Annotated in this window: 15 protein-coding genes and 2 tRNA genes; 1 reads left to right on the forward strand and 16 read right to left on the reverse strand. The window is 60.4% G+C overall.

Annotated elements, in window-relative coordinates:
* Positions 1–233 precede the first annotated feature (233 nt).
* The 14 genes from rpsO to rlmE form a co-directional block, all read right to left on the reverse strand.
* The gene (gene rpsO, locus L1073_RS05440; protein WP_246897410.1) at positions 234–503 is read right to left on the reverse strand and encodes a 30S ribosomal protein S15; all 270 of its coding nucleotides are present in this window, start codon (positions 501–503) and stop codon (positions 234–236) included.
* A gap of 172 nt (positions 504–675) precedes the next feature.
* Complete coding sequence (gene truB, locus L1073_RS05445) at positions 676–1599, reverse strand: tRNA pseudouridine(55) synthase TruB (RefSeq protein WP_246897412.1); 924 nt, start codon at positions 1597–1599, stop codon at positions 676–678.
* Positions 1599–2003 carry a 30S ribosome-binding factor RbfA gene (gene rbfA / locus L1073_RS05450; RefSeq protein WP_246897414.1) on the reverse strand — a complete coding sequence of 135 codons (405 nt, stop codon included), beginning with the start codon at positions 2001–2003 and terminating at the stop codon, positions 1599–1601. Before rbfA ends, truB begins: the two co-directional genes overlap by 1 nt.
* 56 nt (positions 2004–2059) lie before the next feature.
* Positions 2060–4618, reverse strand: a complete 2559-nt coding sequence (infB, locus tag L1073_RS05455; protein ID WP_246897415.1) for a translation initiation factor IF-2 — start codon at positions 4616–4618, stop codon at positions 2060–2062.
* A 27-nt stretch (positions 4619–4645) separates the two neighbouring features.
* Entirely contained in the window at positions 4646–6139 is a 1494-nt protein-coding gene (nusA, locus tag L1073_RS05460; protein ID WP_246897417.1) for a transcription termination factor NusA, read from the reverse strand.
* Positions 6140–6165: 26 nt separating this feature from the next.
* Positions 6166–6627, reverse strand: a complete 462-nt coding sequence (rimP, locus tag L1073_RS05465; protein ID WP_246897418.1) for a ribosome maturation factor RimP — start codon at positions 6625–6627, stop codon at positions 6166–6168.
* A 136-nt stretch (positions 6628–6763) separates the two neighbouring features.
* Positions 6764–6840, reverse strand: a tRNA-Met gene (locus L1073_RS05470).
* Between the two features lie 107 nt (positions 6841–6947).
* A tRNA-Leu gene (locus L1073_RS05475) sits at positions 6948–7034 on the reverse strand.
* A gap of 144 nt (positions 7035–7178) precedes the next feature.
* Positions 7179–7538, reverse strand: coding sequence for a preprotein translocase subunit SecG (secG, locus tag L1073_RS05480; RefSeq protein ID WP_246897420.1), 360 nt, complete (start codon positions 7536–7538; stop codon positions 7179–7181).
* Positions 7539–7542: 4 nt separating this feature from the next.
* Positions 7543–8292, reverse strand: coding sequence for a triose-phosphate isomerase (gene tpiA / locus L1073_RS05485; protein ID WP_246897421.1), 750 nt, complete (start codon positions 8290–8292; stop codon positions 7543–7545).
* Between the two features lie 64 nt (positions 8293–8356).
* Positions 8357–9718 (reverse strand): phosphoglucosamine mutase, encoded by a 1362-nt coding sequence (gene glmM / locus L1073_RS05490; protein WP_246897423.1) that lies wholly within the window; start codon positions 9716–9718, stop codon positions 8357–8359.
* Entirely contained in the window at positions 9715–10587 is an 873-nt protein-coding gene (gene folP, locus L1073_RS05495; protein ID WP_246897425.1) for a dihydropteroate synthase, read from the reverse strand. Before folP ends, glmM begins: the two co-directional genes overlap by 4 nt.
* Before the next feature lie 116 nt (positions 10588–10703).
* Complete coding sequence (gene ftsH, locus L1073_RS05500; protein WP_246897428.1) at positions 10704–12668, reverse strand: ATP-dependent zinc metalloprotease FtsH; 1965 nt, start codon at positions 12666–12668, stop codon at positions 10704–10706.
* Positions 12669–12806: 138 nt separating this feature from the next.
* Positions 12807–13439, reverse strand: coding sequence for a 23S rRNA (uridine(2552)-2'-O)-methyltransferase RlmE (gene rlmE / locus L1073_RS05505; RefSeq protein ID WP_246897430.1), 633 nt, complete (start codon positions 13437–13439; stop codon positions 12807–12809).
* A gap of 254 nt (positions 13440–13693) precedes the next feature.
* Here rlmE and yhbY point away from each other — a divergent pair, with 254 nt between their 5' ends.
* A complete protein-coding gene (gene yhbY, locus L1073_RS05510; protein WP_246897431.1) occupies positions 13694–14020 on the forward strand; it encodes a ribosome assembly RNA-binding protein YhbY in 327 nt (108 codons plus the stop codon).
* 298 nt (positions 14021–14318) lie between these two features.
* On the opposite strand, the gene greA is transcribed toward yhbY, so the two are convergent.
* Positions 14319–14795 (reverse strand): transcription elongation factor GreA, encoded by a 477-nt coding sequence (gene greA, locus L1073_RS05515; protein ID WP_246897432.1) that lies wholly within the window; start codon positions 14793–14795, stop codon positions 14319–14321.
* Positions 14792–18022: a carbamoyl-phosphate synthase large subunit gene (gene carB / locus L1073_RS05520; protein ID WP_246897433.1), complete on the reverse strand. Its 3231-nt coding sequence runs from the start codon at positions 18020–18022 to the stop codon at positions 14792–14794. Before carB ends, greA begins: the two co-directional genes overlap by 4 nt.
* Between the last annotated feature and the right edge of the window lie 61 nt (positions 18023–18083).

Genomic DNA, 18083 nt, shown 5'->3' on the forward strand with positions numbered 1-18083 from the left:
TCATCTCATGTATTGGTCGTTTCGACTCGGCGACCATTTTAGGAGTTCACGCACCACGGGGCCACTCATTACGACACCCGGGGCCGACGAAACAAAAAACGGGCAGCCCCGGAGGACTGCCCGTTTCAAACAACCATGCGTCGGCGCTCATGTGAAAGACCTTCGCGACCCTGGCATGCAGGTGCAACACCTTCATGGCACCCACACCTGCTCTGTCGCGAACGGAACTTTCCTCAGCGGCGCAGGCCGAGACGCTGGATCAACGACTGATAGCGCCCGAAATCCTTGCGCTTCAGGTAATCCAGCAGCTTGCGACGCTGATTGACCATGCGAATCAGACCACGACGAGAGTGGTGATCCTGCTTGTTGCTCTTGAAGTGATCCTGCAAGCCATCGATGTTGGCGGATAGCAGGGCCACCTGTACTTCAGGCGAACCGGTATCGCTTTCGCCACGACCGTATTCGTCAACGATGGCGGCTTTCTGTTCAGCGGTCAGTGCCATTTCTCTCTCCAGTAAACAATATGCCTGAGCAATGAATGTCGGAGACCACGCATATTTGCAGTCTCCAGGTACTGCCCGCGAAATACGGGCACCATGTAAAAGGCCTGGCCTTCATGCACACCGAGAGTCTCGGTATGCCCCGGCGCACATGGCACGCGCCGGGTATCACGCCTCACTCGCGAACGGGCGAGGCGGTATTCCGTAAGCGTCGCGGCGTGACTTCCCCAGGCCTCGTAACGCTCACGAGCCCCAGGAAAGCACCGTCGTGATATAGACGCACCGTCTCGTCCGCGACCAGCGCGCCGGTGTCGACCCGTGCCCGCTGCCCATGCAGCAGCCGCCGCGACTCGATCGCTGCCACTTCAAGCGATGGCACATGGGGTAACATCGCATCGATGGGCAACAACCGCGCCTGACGCGAGGCCCCGTCCATTTGCTCGAGTGCCTCAACGTCGTGCATGGCATCGGCGTCGAACGGTCCGCTACGTAGCCGACGCAGGGACGTTATGTGCGCGCCGCATCCCAGCGCCTGGCCGATATCCTCGGCCAGGGTACGAATATAGGTGCCCTTGCTGCAGCGGACCTCGAGCTCGAAGCCTTCGCTCTCGCACGCCAGCAGGCGCATATCATAAACCGTCACGCGGCGCGCCGCACGTTCGACCTGCTTGCCTTCGCGCGCCAGCTCGTACAGAGGACGCCCTTGGTGCTTGAGTGCCGAGTACATCGGCGGAACCTGCTCGATATCGCCGCGAAACATCGTCAGCACGGCCTCGATATCATGCTCGCCGAGGGCCGGCACCGCATGACGCTCGACCAAGGTGCCTTCGGCGTCACCGGTATCGGTGATTTCGCCCAGCCTGACACGCGTGCGATACGTCTTGTCGGCATCGAGCAAATAGGCCGAAAACTTGGTCGCCTCGCCAAAGCAGATCGGCAGCAAGCCAGTCGCCATTGGGTCCAGCGTACCGGTATGGCCAGCCTTTTGCGCCTCGTACAGACGGCGCACCTGCTGCAAGGCATGGTTCGAAGAAACGCCCTGTGCCTTATCGAGCAACAGCACACCATCCACCGGTATGCCACGACGACGGCGCGCCATCAACGTACCTCGTCTTCGTCATCGTCATCGTCATCGTCGTGACGGCGACGATCATCGGCCACCGCCTCGTCGATCAAGGACGACAGACGCTGACCGCGCACGATGCTTTCATCGTAATGAAAGCGCAGTTCCGGCACATGTCGGAGCTTGACGCGATTGGCAATCTGACTGCGCAGGAAACCCCGCGCATGACGCAACACCTTGAGGTTTTCATCGATGCGCGTGGCATCGTTCTCACCCAGCAGCGTGATGTGAATGTCGGCATAGCCCAGATCGCGACTGACCGTCACCGCACTCACGGTGACCATCCCCAGGCGAGGATCCTTGATCTCACGCTGGATGAGGACGGCCAACTCCTGCTGCAGTTGATCGGCCACACGATCGGTACGTTTGAATTCGCGCATCGTTATCTCCCGCGATTCGCCACTCGGATGGCGGACGACACGTCGTCCGCCATACCTTACAGGCTACGCTCGACCTTGACCTGATCGAAGACTTCGATCTTGTCGCCGACCTGAACGTCGTTGTAGTTCTTGACGCCGATACCGCATTCCATACCGCTGCGGACCTCGCCGAGGTCATCCTTGTAGCGACGCAGGGATTCCAGCTCGCCTTCGTAGATGACGACGTTCTCGCGCAATACGCGAATTCGTTTGTGGCGATGCACGGTGCCTTCGACGACCATGCAGCCTGCTACGGCACCGATCTTGGGCGCGCGGAACACCTCGCGTACTTCGGCTACGCCGACGATCTCTTCCTTCCACTCCGGTGCCAGCATGCCACTCATGGCCTGCTTGACCTCGTCGATGAGGTGATAGATCACGCTGTAATAGCGCAGCTCCAGGCCTTCACGGTCGACGATTTCCCGCGCGGAGACATCGGCACGCACGTTGAAACCGACCAGGATAGCGTCACTGGCCACCGCCAGATTGGCATCGGTGCCAGTGATACCGCCGACACCAGAGGAGACGACCGCCACCTTGACCTCGTCGGTGGAGAGCTCTTCCAGGGCACCACGAATCGCTTCCAAGGAACCTTGCACATCGACCTTGAGGACGATGTTGACCTTGGCCACTTCGTCCTGGCCCATCTGGCTGAACATGTTCTCCAGCTTGGCCTTCTGCTGGCGAGCCAGGCGCACTTCGCGGTACTTGCCCTGACAGAAGTTGGCGACTTCGCGCGCCTTCTTCTCGTCGGCCACGACGATGAACTCGTCACCGGCTTCGGGCGTCCCATCCAGTCCCTGAATCTCGACCGGCATGGCTGGGCTAGCCTCTTCCACGCGTGTGCCGGTTTCATTGACCAGCGCGCGAACGCGCCCATAGTGCAAGCCAGCCAGGACGATATCGCCCCTCTTGAGCGTACCGTTCTGTACCAGCACGGTCGCCACCGGGCCGCGGCCCTTATCCAGTTGGGATTCGACGACGACGCCCTTGGCCGGTGCGTCCGGCACCGCCTTGAGCTCGAGCACTTCAGAGACCAGCAGTACCGCCTCGAGCAAGGCATCGATGCCGTCACCGGTCTTGGCCGAGACGTGTACGAACTGCGTATCGCCGCCCCATTCCTCGGAGATCACACCGTGCTGGGACAGCTCATTGCGGATACGGTCGAAATCCGCACCTTCCTTGTCGACCTTGTTGACCGCAACCACCAACGGCACGCCGGCCGCCTTGGAGTGCTCGATCGCCTCGACGGTCTGTGGCATGACCCCATCGTCGGCCGCGACGACCAGGATGACCACGTCGGTCGCCTGGGCACCGCGCGCACGCATGGCGGTGAACGCCGCGTGGCCCGGTGTATCGAGGAAGGTCACACCGCCGTGCTGATCTTCGACGTGATAGGCGCCGATGTGCTGGGTGATACCACCGGCCTCGCCAGTCGCAACCTTCGTGCGGCGGATGAAATCAAGCAGCGAGGTCTTGCCGTGATCGACGTGCCCCATCACCGTGACGACCGGCGCACGCGTGATTTCATCGCCTTCGTAGGAGATGGCCTCGAGCACTTCCGTCTCCAGCGCATCGTCCTTGACCAGCTTGGGCTTGTGGCCCATCTCTTCGACGACGATAGCCGCCGTGTCTTGGTCGATGGTCTGGTTGATGGTCACCGCCGCACCCATGGTGAACATCGCCTTGATGACCTCATTGGCCTTGATCGACATCTTGTCGGCCAACTCGGCAACGCTGATCGACTCGGGAATGCCAACTTCGCGGACGATGGGCTGCGTCGGCTTCTGGAAGCCGTGCTGATTATCACGACCACCGCCACGACGACCGCCACGGCGCTCGGAGCGCTTGGCTTTCTTGGCATTGCCGCGACGCCGCTCACGGCGATCATCGTCATCGTCACGTCCGCCTTTGCGGCCACGTTCTGACTCTTTCTTATGCGGAGTCTGACCACGACGGTTCGGTGTCCGCGGCTCTTTCGGCGGCGCCTCGACGTAGGGCTCGCTCGCAGGCGCCGGTGTAGCGATATCCTCAGGCACGGGGACGTCTGGTGTGCTCGGCGTCTCGCTTTCAGCCGGCTTAGCGGCCTCGGATGCCTTGGCTTCCTCTTGTGCCTTCACACGCGCGGCCTCTTCCGCCGCCGCTTCTTCCGCAGCGGCTTTTTCCGCCTTGGCGGTTTCGGCAGCCTCGGCGGCCTGCGCCTGCTTGGCATCGGCCATGTCACCGACCAACTGACGCGGACCGGTTTCTTCGGCCGGTGCTTCTTCGGTCGGCTCCGGCTCGCGTTTGACGTAAGTACGCTTCTTGCGCACCTGCACGTCGATGGCCTTGCCGCGGCCATCGCCACTACGGATCCGGCTCTTGGTATTACGCGTCAGCGTCACGCGGTTCTTCGTCGTGCCGCTGTCTCCACCATGGCTGCGCGTCAGGTGATCGAGAAGGCGTTGTTTATCCTCCTCGGATACCGCATCGCCTTCGGCCTGATGGGGAAGCCCTGCTTCTTTCATCTGCTCCAGCAGACGGGACACATCGCGTCCCACCTTGCTGGCAAAATCCTTAACGGTCATGTCTGACATTACGACCCTCCTGAGCCCGTGACCAGATTACTGTTCGCTCTCGAACCAAGGCGCACGAGCGGTCATTATCAGCGCCGCAGCGCGCTCTTCGTCCACACTGTCGATGTCCTTGAGATCATCGATGGACTGCTCGGCCAAATCCTCACGAGTGACGATCCCTCGGCTGGCGAGCGTGAATGCCAAGTGACGCTCCATGCCCTCCATTTCAAGGAGGTCATCATCAGGCTGCGCACCGTCCAGTGCCTCTTCGGAGGCAATGGCCAGCGTCAGCAACTCGTCCTTGGCTCGAGCGCGCAGCGTTTCGATCAGTGCTTCATCCAATTCCTCGATTTCGAGCAATTCCTCGAGCGGCACATAGGCCAGCTCTTCGAGCGAGGTAAAGCCTTCCTCGACCAGCAGGCGTGCCAGTTCATCGTCGACTTCGAGATGATTGATGAAGTACTCGATCAGGCTGTCGATTTCTTGCTCGCGCTTACCTTCGGCCTCTTCCTCGGTCATCACGTTGAGCGTCCAACCCGTCAGCTCGGAAGCCAGGCGAACGTTCTGGCCGCTGCGGCCGATGGCCTGCGCCAGGTTATCCTCGGCGACGGCGACATCCATGGAGTGGGCATCTTCGTCGACGAGAATGGAACCGACTTCCGCAGGCGCCATGGCGTTGATCACCAATTGCGCCGGGTTGTCGTCCCAGGTAATGATGTCCACGCGCTCGTTGCACAGCTCGTTGGACACCGCTTGCACGCGCGAACCGCGCATGCCGACACACGCACCGACCGGGTCGATACGCTTGTCATTGGTCTTCACCGCAATCTTGGCGCGTGCACCCGGATCGCGCGCAGCCCCCTTGATCTCGATCAATTGCTCGGCAATTTCAGGCACTTCGATCTTGAAGAGTTCGACAATCATCTCGGGACGCGTACGCGTCAGAATCAACTGCGAGCCACGCGCCTCGGCATCGACCTTCCACAACAGGGCACGTACCCGCTCGTTCATGCGGTAACGTTCGCCGGGGATCATTTCACTACGCGGGAGGAAAGCCTCTGCGCTCTCTCCCAGGTCGACCACCAGCCCTTCTCGCGTGGTCTTCTTGACGATACCCGCCACCAGTTCGCCTTCACGCTCGGCGTATTGGCGCACGACCTCGGCCCGTTCGGCTTCGCGCACCTTCTGCACGATAACCTGCTTGGCGGTCTGGGCGGCGATGCGTCCGAAAGCCACCGATTCGACCTGCTCTTCGACCACATCGCCGAGGGCCAGCGGCGGATCGCGACGCTCTGCCTCGGAGAGCGGAATCTCGCTGTCCGGATTCTCGAACGCGTCATCGTCGACGACGGTCCAGCGACGGAAGGTGTCATAGTCGCCTGTCACGCGGTCGATCTTGACGCGGGCGCTCACTTCCTGGCCGTCGAAACGCTTACGCGATGCACTCGCCAGCGCCGACTCCACGGCCTCGAAGATCACTTCTCGCGGCACCCCCTTTTCGTTCGAGATCGCATCCACGACTAGCAGAATCTCTTTACTCATGCCTATGCCTCGTAGAAAAGCTGTCCTTAATTATCGAACTGAGGCACCACCCGCGCCTGCTCGATGCTTTCGACCGGAAAGCAATATTCTTGTCCGTCGAGTTGCAGCAGAATCTCGTCTCCCTCGACACCCGCCAGTTGTCCTTGAAACTTGCGACGCCCTTCGAAGGGAACGCTCAACTTCACCTGGACATGGCTGCCCTTGAAACGCGCGAACTGATCGAGCGTAAACAGAGGACGATCCATTCCCGGCGATGAGACCTCCAAGCGATATTCTCCCGCGATGGGGTCTTCTACATCCAGTACGCCACTGACTTGACGGCTGACTGACGCGCAGTCGTCCACGGTCACGCCCTCGGCGCTTTCGATATAGATCACCAGACGGGAATGCTTACCCTGGGAAAGGTAGTCGACCCCCCAGAGATCGAAGCCCATGGCCGTCACGACCGGCTCGATGAGCGTATTCAGTGCAGCGTGCTTATTTGCCACAGGCGGAGGCTCCCACTAGCAGTTGCATCAGGCACCTGACCAGGAGTGAAGAGAAAAGCTAGGTGGCTGATTGGCGTTATCGTCGCAAGTGATAACAAAAAGCCCCTTCATAGGAAGGGGCTTTTCGTAAAAAACTTGGTAGCGGGGGCCGGATTTGAACCGACGACCTTCGGGTTATGAGCCCGACGAGCTACCAGACTGCTCCACCCCGCATCAGTGGCTAACGATTATACTGATCACCTCTTGAAAGGTCAAGGTGCCGAGCTATCGTTATATCGTGCCAATCTTCAATTGGGTCAACAGCTTACATTGACTCAATGTGGTGCCGAAGGCGGGACTTGAACCCGCACGACCATGAGGTCACTACCCCCTCAAGATAGCGTGTCTACCAATTCCACCACTTCGGCAACAGGGGCCAGGCTACCTCGACGCAAAACACTTGCTACTGCTTTTTGTTTGCATCGTTTCGCCTGCTAAACCACTCATCATGAAGTCGGCCAATTTGGCTTCTCTACATTACTTGATGAGCTAACCCAATGACGGCATTGCATTTATTCGCCGCCGTCCTCGAGTACTGGCGCTGCATTCTGCTCGTTATCTTCCTCTTCGTCAATAGATGGCGAAGATTTTTGTTGCTCGACGACTTGTGCATCGGGCACACCTTCCTGTGGCGCATCCCCAGTCTGCGAGACCATGTACGCCAGGCCCAGCGAGGTCGCGAAGAAAACCGCCGCCAACACGCCCGTCAACTTGGCCAGGAAATTACCGCTGCCTTGCGACCCGAAAACCGTCTGCGAAGCACCGCCCCCGAAGGACGCGCCAGCGTCGGCGCCCTTGCCTTGCTGTAGCAATACCAACACCACCAGGGCAATGGCAATCGCCACATGAACCAACAACACCCCAATATACATCGCGCTACCTTGCTGAATGACAAATGGCTAGAAAATCGTCGACCTTGAGCGAAGCACCACCCACCAGGCCGCCGTCGATATCCGGCTGAGCCAGCAACTCGGCCGCGTTGGCCGCGCTCATACTGCCGCCGTAAAGCAACCGCATTGACTGCGCCAGGCCGGAATCGATACCGGCCAGGTACTCACGAATAGCGGCCATGACGTCCTGCGCTTGCTCGGGCGTCGCTGTACGTCCCGTGCCGATGGCCCACACCGGCTCATAAGCGATCGTCACCCGAGTACGTTGCTCGGGCTCGAGGGAGGTCAGCGCATGGCCGACCTGTTGCAGCACGACATCAAAGGTATGCCCTGCATCGCGCGCCTCGAGCGTCTCGCCAACGCACAAAATCGGCTGAATGCCGACATTCAATGCTGCCAGCAGGCGATCATAGACGTCGTCATCGGTTTCTCGATAAAGCTCGCGCCGCTCCGAATGGCCAACCAGCACATAGTCGACACCCACCTCTTTGAGCATGCGACTACTGACCTCGCCAGTATGAGCACCGGCATGCGCGGGATTGAGCGTCTGCGCGCCGAGCTGCACGGAGACGTCGGCCAACGCACGGCGCGCCGCATCGAGATAAGGGAATGGCGGCAGTACGACGACGTCCAGCGAATCGGGAAGCGCGACATCGGCGAAGGCACGACCGAACTCATCCACCAGGGCGTTCGAGCCGTTCATCTTCCAATTGCCCGCGATCAGCGGCGTGCGCATAGAACAGTCCTCCGAATGGAGCGCCATGGTATAGGAGGCGTATTGACAACACAATATGCGCGCTTTAGCGCGCCATTTGCCCCTCGATATCGTCCGCAATACGCTTGGCCAGCGCGTCGACATCGAAATGAGGGCGCCCTTCGACCATGACTCGGATCAAGGGCTCGGTGCCCGAAGGTCGTAACAACACTCTCCCTTCGTCGCCCAACTCCGCCTCGACTGAGGCAACAGCATGACGCACCTGCTCATTGGCCAACAACGCCGCGTTGTCCACATCAGAGGTCAGGCGTACATTGACCAACGCTTGCGGCGCTTTCTCGAACCCCTTGAGCAGACCCGATAGCGATGACGACTCGCGCACCATAATCGCCAGCACCTGAAGCGCCGACACGATGCCATCCCCGGTCGACTGCACATGGCCGCAGACAATATGCCCGGAGGACTCACCTCCCAGCTGCCAACCGTTGGCTGCCAGGCGCTCCATTACATAACGGTCACCGACCTTGGCCCGCTCAAAGGGAATATTCAAGGCCTCCAGTGCAGCCGCAAGACCGAAGTTGGACATCAGCGTGCCGACCACGCCTCCGCCCAGCATATCGCGCATTTGCCGATCGCGAGCAATCAGATAAAGAATATCGTCGCCATCGACCTCATGGCCCTCGGCATCGACCAGAATCACACGGTCGCCATCGCCATCCAGCGCCATGCCGAGATCGGCACCACGCTCGATCACCGCCGCGCGCAAGGCGTCAGGATGCGTGGACCCCACATCCTGATTGATATTGAGCCCATCCGGATCGACGCCGATCAAGCTGACCTCGGCGCCCAGTTCGCGCAATACGCTGGGAGCAATGTGGTAGGTTGCGCCATGCGCGCAATCAAGCACCACCTTCAGGCCTTCCAGCGTCAGACGATCGGGCACCGTGGACTTGCAGAATTCGATGTAACGTCCTGCGGCATCCGAGATACGTAGCGCCTTGCCCAAGGCCGCCGGCGCCACCGTAGATAGCGGCTGCTCGAGTTCCGCCTCGATCTCTTCCTCGACGGCATCGTCAAGTTTTACGCCCTCGGCGGAGAAGAACTTGATGCCGTTATCCTGAAACGGATTGTGCGACGCCGAGATGACGATCCCCGCATCGGCACGAAATGTCCGCGTCAGATACGCGATCCCCGGCGTGGGCATCGGCCCCAGCAAGGATACGTCGACCCCTGCCGCTGACAGCCCCGCCTCCAGAGCAGACTCGAACATGTAGCCCGAAATCCGCGTATCCTTGCCGATCAATACCTTGGCGCGCGACTTGCGCGCCGTGTGGCGCGACAGCACACGGCCCATCGCCCAACCTAGTTTCAATACAAAATCAGCGGTGATGGGAGGCTCTCCCACCGTGCCGCGAATACCATCGGTTCCAAAATAGCGTCGTGTCATGCGTCGGTGCCTTCCTGTAGCACTGCCCAAGTCATATTGACCGCATCCACCGTCGGTCCTACATCGTGAACGCGCACGATACGCGCCCCTCGCTCCACCGCCATCGTGGCAAGCGCCAGGCCGCCCGGCAGGCGCTCCTCGACGGGACGCGCCAGCACTTTGCCAATCATACTCTTACGTGACATGCCAGCCAGTATGGGAAGCCCAAAATCAGTCAATGGTTGCATGCGATTCAGCAGCCGCAGGTTATGTTCGACACGCTTGCCGAAACCAAAGCCTGGGTCGAGCACCAGCCTGTCGCGCCTGATTCCTGCCGCTTCGCATTCAGCAATGCGCGCCTCGAGGAACGCAGCCACCGCCTCCTCGATCGGTATCTCGTAATGCGGTGCACGCTGCATGTCGGTGGGCTCGCCAAGCATATGCATCACGCATACCGGCAAGCCACTCAGCGCCGCAGCTTCAAGCGCACCAGGCCAGCGCAGGCTACGCACGTCATTGATCATTCCCGCGCCTTGCGCTGCCGCCTCTTGCATCACTTCGCCACGACTCGTATCCAGCGATACCAATGCATCCAGCTCATTGACCAAACGCTCCACCACCGGCAACACGCGGTCCAGTTCTTGCTGAAGCGGCACCGGCGAGGCACCGGGGCGTGTCGATTCGCCGCCGATGTCGATAATCGCCGCACCCTCGGCCAGCATGGACTCGGCGTGACGTACGGCCTCGTCCAGAGCGTTATGACGACCACCGTCGGAAAACGAATCGGGGGTAACATTGAGGATCCCCATTACGCGGGGATACGAGAGATCGAGCTGATGGCGCCCACAGCGTAACTGCGCGGGCATGGTGTGTCGGTCTTGCATGATCATGGCCGTGGCAACATCAAACGTTCACTTTACCATGCAGGGCATTGGGTGTAAGCACTCCCCAAACGCCAACGGGCGCCGCGTAGCGGCGCCCGTTGTAGTATGACACAGGGTCGCGTTTAGTGGCCGGCTGGCCCACCCAGAGGATCAGAAGGGCGACGCCGTGCATCGTCATCTTCACCACCGCTGGTGTCAGACTCTTCGTCCGCCGACGTGCCCTCAGCGTGCCCCGAACCGGCGGTCGGGCCCTTGTCGTCCCAATCTTCAGGAGGACGCGGCTTACGGCCTTCCATGATATCGCGAAGCTGATTGGCATCGATGGTTTCATATTGCATCAACGACTCGGCCATCAGATCCAGCTTGTCACGATTATCCTCGAGGAGCTGGCGCGCCTTGGCATAGCACTCGTCGATGATCCGCCGCACTTCCTTGTCGAGCCGTGTCGTCGTCTCGCCGGACTTTAGCTTGCCTCCTTGACCAGGACCACCCAAGAACTGGTGCGATTCGTCCTCGTCGTACATCAGCGGCCCCATCTCCTCGGAGAGGCCCCACTTGGCGACCATGTTATGGGCCAGCTCGGTGGCGCGCTTGATGTCGTTGGAAGCACCGGTGGTGACACCATTCGGCCCCAGCGTCATCTCCTCGGCAAGACGACCGCCAAACAACGAACAAATCTGACTGATGATCTGCTGCCGAGAGAGGCTATACCGGTCTTCCTCCGGCAGGAACATAGTCACGCCCAGCGCACGGCCGCGCGGAATGATTGTCACCTTATAGACGGGGTCATGCTCGGGCATCAAGAGCCCGATGATGGCGTGGCCCGACTCGTGATACGCGGTGTTGCTCTTTTCCTTCTCGGACATGGCCATCGAGCGTTTTTCGGCGCCCATCAGGATCTTGTCCTTGGCCATTTCGAGCTCGTCCATGCCCACCAGGCGCTTGTTGCGACGCGCCGCGAACAGTGCCGCCTCATTGACCAGGTTGGCCAGGTCGGCACCGGAGAAACCCGGCGTCCCGCGTGCGATGAGGCTCGAGTGAACATCATCCGCCAGTGGCACCTTGCGCAGGTGCACGCCGAGAATGTGCTCGCGACCGCGAATATCGGGAAGCGACACTACGACCTGACGGTCGAAACGGCCTGGACGCGTCAGCGCTGGATCGAGCACATCGGGCCGGTTGGTCGCGGCGATGACGATGATGCCTTCGTTGGCCTCGAAGCCGTCCATCTCGACCAGCAACTGGTTGAGCGTCTGCTCGCGTTCATCGTTACCACCACCCATGCCAGCGCCACGTGAACGCCCGACCGCGTCGATCTCGTCGATGAAGATAATGCACGGGGCCTGCTTCTTGGCTTGCTCGAACATGTCACGAACACGCGACGCCCCTACGCCGACGAACATTTCCACGAAGTCAGAGCCCGAGATCGAGAAGAACGGCACATTGGCCTCACCAGAGATCGACTTGGCCAGCAACGTCTTACCCGTGCCCGGCGGCCCCACCATCAAGACACCACGAGGGATCTGCCCACCCAAGCGCTGGAACTTGCTCGGGTCCTTGAGAAAGTCGACGAGTTCCTCGACTTCCTCCTTGGCCTCGTCACAACCGGCCACGTCGGCGAAAGTGGTCTTGATCTGGTCCTGAGTCAGCAACTTGGCTTTGGACTTGCCAAAGCTCATGGGGCCGCCCTTGCCACCAGCGCCCCCCTGCATTTGACGCATGAAGAAGATGAAGATCGCCAGAATGATCAGAATCGGGAAACTGGCAACCAGCAGCCGCGTCCACAGGCTTTGCTCTTCCGGCTGCTTACCCACCACGCTGACATCGTGGGCCAGCAGATCATCCATCAGCTTGGGATCCTCTGCCGCAGGACGAATCGTCTGGAATTGCGTGCCATCATCACGCTCACCTGTGATCGTGTAACCTTCGATGGTTACATCGCTCACGCGGTCGTTTTGCACCTGCTCGACGAATTGAGAGTAGCTCATCGCCTGAGGTGAGCTGTCGGAACTGAAGTTGTTGAACACCGTCAGCAACACTGCCGCGATGACCAACCAGAGAATCAGGTTCTTCGCCATATCGTTCAAGGGAATACCCTCATTGCATGCAACTGTCTGCCAAGCAGGACCATAGTTCGGACACTACACCACAAGAGGCGTTCCGACTACCAAGTCATAATGACTATCGAGCCGATACGCCTGAGGGCAAATCCTATGGACGCAAGCTCAGCCGTGGAATCCTTCTGCAAACAGATAAACTTCGCGCGAACGGGCACGCGAGGCTTCCGGCTTGCGAGTCGTCACCTTGCGAAAGCTGCTACGCAGCTCTTTCAAATATGCATCGAACCCTTCTCCCTGGAAGACCTTGGCCAGAAAGCGCCCACCAGGCGACAAGGTTTGACGTGCCAGATCCAGCGCCAGCTCGACGAGATACATCGCCTGGGGCTGATCGATAGCCGCCATACCACTCATATTGGGGGCCATGTCGGACATCACAAGGTCGACACGGCGCCCATCCAAGGCAGCGAGAATTCGCTCCAGCACCTCCATTTCGGTGAAGTCGCCCTGCACGAACGTCACTCCGGCGAGAGCATCTACCTCCAGAATATCCGACGCCACCACGCAGCCCTCGGCCCCGACCCTATCGGCTGCAATCTGGCTCCACCCGCCTGGTGCGGCGCCAAGATCGATGACGGTCATACCCGGCTTGAGCAGTGCATCCTTGGTATCGAGTTCGAGTAGCTTGTAACTCGCCCGCGAGCGATAGCCATCTTGCCACGAGCGCTGCACGTAGCGATCGTCGAAGTGCTCCTTGAGCCAAGAGGCAGAGCTCTTGCTAGTATGCGAGGTACGTGCCACGGGTCACCTAAATCGATAGCGGTCAAAACTCGTCGGAAGACAGGGCGGGCTAGCCGAGCGGGCGGCACGGCCTTTCCAAGACGCCGCTTTCCCCGTAACATGGCGCGTTCTATCTTTTCTCGGCGCCACATCATGTGCTGGCCACGTGGTCAGAATTACCGACAGCAGTTGCGCCGGTTTGCGGCTTGGCCGCATTCAGATAACGCCCTCGGCAACACGCCGAGTGTCCGCCAACCCGGAACAGTCACGATACCATGAGCTTGTCACAGGCACAAAAGAAAGCATTTCGCAGCATCGGTCACCACTTGAACCCCGTGGTGACGGTCTCGGAAAACGGGCTGAGCGAAGGCGTCCTGGCCGAGCTCACTCGCGCTCTGGAAGATCACGAGCTGATCAAGATCAAGCTTGCCATCGGCGATCGCGACACCCGTCAGAGCGTGATCGACGAGTTGACCGAGGCCAGCCACAGCGAGCTCGTTCAGACGATCGGCAAGGTGGCGCTGCTTTATCGCCGCAACCCGCGGGTCAACCCCAAGCTATCCAACATCCAGCGCTTCGAGAACCACCACGGACGGCGTTGAGCGGCCGAGCGGTGCCCGGAGCTTGAAGTTATAAGAACGGCGCTTCGCGCCTGGAAGTCGGAAGAAACGGCACAACCCGCTTTGAGCTTCGAGAATCCGAATGCATCCCTTGGACGAAAAGATGCCAGCGACGAAATACCGTCGCTGGCATCTTTCGTTAGGAGCTAGAAGCCAAGATCAAACCACCACAGTACTGTTTTGGGTCTGGTTTTGGGTTTGGCTTTCGCTTTTGATCTTTCTTCCAAGCGCGTAGCGCCGCTCTTCCAGCTAATAACTTCCAACTTCCGGCGCAGCCGGGTTACAGATGCTCGACGCTGGCAATCTCGTATTCGACATCGCCGCCCGGTGTGCGCACCAGCACCGTATCGCCTTCCTCCTTGCCGATCAGAGCGCGCGCGATCGGCGAGGTCACGGAAATCCGCCCTTCCTTGATGTCGGCCTCGTCCTCGCCGACGATCCGGTAGCGCACTTCCTCGTCGTTGTGAAGGTTGATCAACTCGACCGTCACGCCGAAGATCACCTTGCCGGTCTTGGGCAATTTGGTGACGTCGATCACCTGCGACGCGGACAGCTTGCCTTCGATTTCCTGTATACGCCCCTCAATGAACCCTTGCTGCTCGCGCGCAGCGTGGTATTCGGCGTTTTCCTTGAGATCACCGTGCTCGCGCGCCTCGGCGATGGCTTGGATCACCTGCGGGCGATCCACGCTCTTGAGGTGCTCGAGCTCCTCTCGCAGGCTTTGCTCACCTACGACGGTCATCGGGACATTGTTCATGTGCTTGCTCCTGCGTGCAGTTCCTGCAGCCGCCGTACGGTAATTGTATTTCCATACTCAAGCGCCATACACACCGCACGCGCCCCGGCCAGCGTCGTGGCATAAGGGACCTTGCGAGCGAGTGCGGTACGGCGGATCACGGAAGAATCACTGATCGCCTGGCGGCCTTCGGTCGTATTGACGATATAGGCCACCTCGTCGTTCTTGAGCATATCGACGATATGAGGGCGACCTTCATAGACCTTGTTGACGACCTTGACCGGGAGGCCAGCCGCTTCGAGAGCGATGGCGGTGCCACGGGTCGCGATCAGGCTGAAGCCCAATGCTAGCAGAGATTGGGCCACCTCGGTAATCTCGCTCTTGTCCGGATCACGCACCGAGAGGAATGCCTGACGCTCACCACTCAAGCGCGGAATCGCCTCGCCTGCGCCAAGCTGCGCCTTGTAGAAGGCTTCGGCAAAGGTCGCACCGCTGCCCATCACCTCGCCGGTGGACTTCATTTCCGGCGACAGGATCGGATCGACGCCCGGGAACTTGTTGAAGGGGAAGACGGCTTCCTTGACGCTGTAATAACCTGGCACGCGTTCGCGGGTAACACCCTGCTCGGCAAGGGTCTGACCCGCCATGCAGCGCGCCGCGACCTGGGCCAGCGAGATACCGATGCACTTGGATACGAACGGCACCGTGCGTGACGCGCGCGGATTGACCTCGATGACGTAGATCTCACCATCCTGCCAGGCGAGCTGCACGTTCATCAGCCCGACCACATTGAGCTCCAGCGCCATGCGCTTGACCTGGTCGCGCATCTCGTCCTGGACCTCTGGCGGCAGCGAATACGGCGGCAGCGAGCATGCCGAGTCGCCAGAGTGCACACCGGCCTGCTCGATATGCTGCATGATGCCGCCGATCACCACCTGCTCGCCGTCGCTGACCGCGTCGATATCGATCTCCACGGCTGCGTTGAGGAAGTGATCCAGCAGCACCGGCGAATCGTTGGAGACCTTGACCGCGTGGGTCATGTAGCTTTCCAGCTCGGAGGCGTCATAGACGATCTCCATGGCGCGACCACCCAGCACGTAGCTGGGGCGCACCACCAGCGGATAGCCGATCTTCTCGGCCTTGGAGAAGGCTTCCTCGAAGCTGCGTGCGGTGGCGTTGGGCGGCTGCTTGAGACCCAGCTTGTCGATCATCGTCTGGAAGCGCTCGCGATCCTCGGCGCGATCGATAGCATCCGGCGTAGTGCCGATGATCGGCACACCGGCCGCCTCTAGCGCGCGCGCCAGCTTGAGCGGCGTCTGCCCACCGAACTGCACGATCACCCCGGCCGGCTTTTCCTTGTCGGCAATCTCCAGCACGTCCTCGAGCGTCACAGGCTCGAAGTAGAGACGATCACTGGTGTCGTAGTCGGTGGACACGGTCTCGGGATTGCAGTTGACCATGATGGTTTCAAAGCCGTCGGCGCGCATGGCGAGCGCTGCGTGCACGCAACAGTAGTCGAACTCGATACCCTGACCGATGCGGTTAGGACCGCCCCCCAGCACCATGATCTTCTGCCGGTCGCTGACCTCGGCCTCGCACTCCTCTTCATAAGAGGAATACATGTAGGCAGTATCGGAGGCGAACTCGGCGGCGCAGGTGTCAACGCGCTTGTAGACTGGGCGAATGCCGTGCTTATGACGCGTCTTACGGAATTCCTCCTCGGAGACTCCAAGCAGCGTGGCCAGACGCGCATCGGCAAAGCCCTTGCGCTTGAGGCGGAACAGCATCGCCGCCGATAGCTCGTTCAACGAGCGACTGGCGAGTTGTTGCTCGAGACGCACCAGCTCCTCGATCTGCACCAAAAACCAGCGATCGATGTTGGTCAGCGCAAAGACCTCGTCGATACTCATCCCCGCGCGCATCGCATCGGCCACATAGAAGATCCGATCAGCGCCGGCGGCCTGCAGTTCGCCCTTGATCAGGGCCATGCCCGCGCCGTTGAAATCGGTGACCTTGGGATCCAGACCATCGACGCCGATTTCCATGCCACGCAGCGCCTTCTGCAGCGACTCCTGGAAGGTCCGCCCGATGGCCATGGTTTCGCCCACCGACTTCATCTGCGTGGTCAGGCGGTCGTTCGCCTGGGGGAACTTCTCGAAGGTGAAGCGTGGGATCTTGGTGACCACGTAATCGATCGACGGCTCGAACGAAGCCGGTGTCTTGCCGCCGGTGATATCGTTCTGCAGCTCGTCGAGCGTGTAGCCCACCGCCAGCTTGGCGGCGATCTTGGCGATCGGGAAGCCGGTCGCCTTGGAAGCCAGCGCCGAGGAGCGGCTGACGCGCGGGTTCATCTCGATGACCACTACACGACCGGTGTCCGGGTCGACGCCGAACTGCACGTTGGAGCCACCGGTCTCGACACCGATCTCGCGCAACACCGCCAGCGAGGCGTCGCGCATGATCTGGTATTCCTTGTCGGTCAGCGTCTGCGCCGGGGCCACGGTAATGGAGTCGCCGGTATGCACGCCCATCGGATCGAAGTTTTCGATGGCACAGACGATGATGCAGTTGTCGTGCTTGTCGCGCACGACCTCCATCTCGTATTCCTTCCAGCCCAGCAGCGACTCGTCGATCAGCAGCTCGTGGTTGTTGGAAAGCTCGAACCCTCGGGTGCAGATTTCCTCGAACTCTTCCTTGTTATAGGCCACCCCACCGCCGGAACCGCCCATGGTATAGGACGGCCGGATGATCACCGGGAAGCCCAGCTCGCCCTGGATCTCCCACGCCTCGCTCATGCGGTGGGCGACCTTGGCCTTGGGGCACTGCAGGCCGATGTTCTTCATGGCCTTGTCGAACAGATCGCGATCCTCGGCCTTGTTGATGGCATCGGCATTGGCGCCGATCATCTCCACGCCGTACTGCGTCAACACGCCTTGCTTGTCGAGCTCCAGCGCGCAGTTGAGCGCCGTCTGCCCCCCCATCGTCGGCAGGATCGCATCGGGACGCTCCTTCTCGATGATCTGCGCCACCGCCTGCCAGGTGATCGGCTCGATGTAGGTGGCATCCGCCATCACCGGGTCGGTCATGATGGTGGCCGGATTGGAGTTGACCAGGATGACGCGATAGCCCTCCTCGCGCAGTGCCTTGCAGGCCTGAGCGCCGGAGTAATCGAATTCGCACGCCTGGCCAATGACGATAGGCCCGGCGCCGATGATCAGGATACTTTGGATGTCGGTACGTTTCGGCATGACGATTCCCGCTAACTTGGTGACTGACGACGGCTCAACGTGAAAGCGCCTCCGCCGCGCG

The sequence above is a fragment of the Chromohalobacter nigrandesensis genome, assembly GCF_023061285.1.
Lineage (GTDB): Bacteria > Pseudomonadota > Gammaproteobacteria > Pseudomonadales > Halomonadaceae > Chromohalobacter > Chromohalobacter nigrandesensis.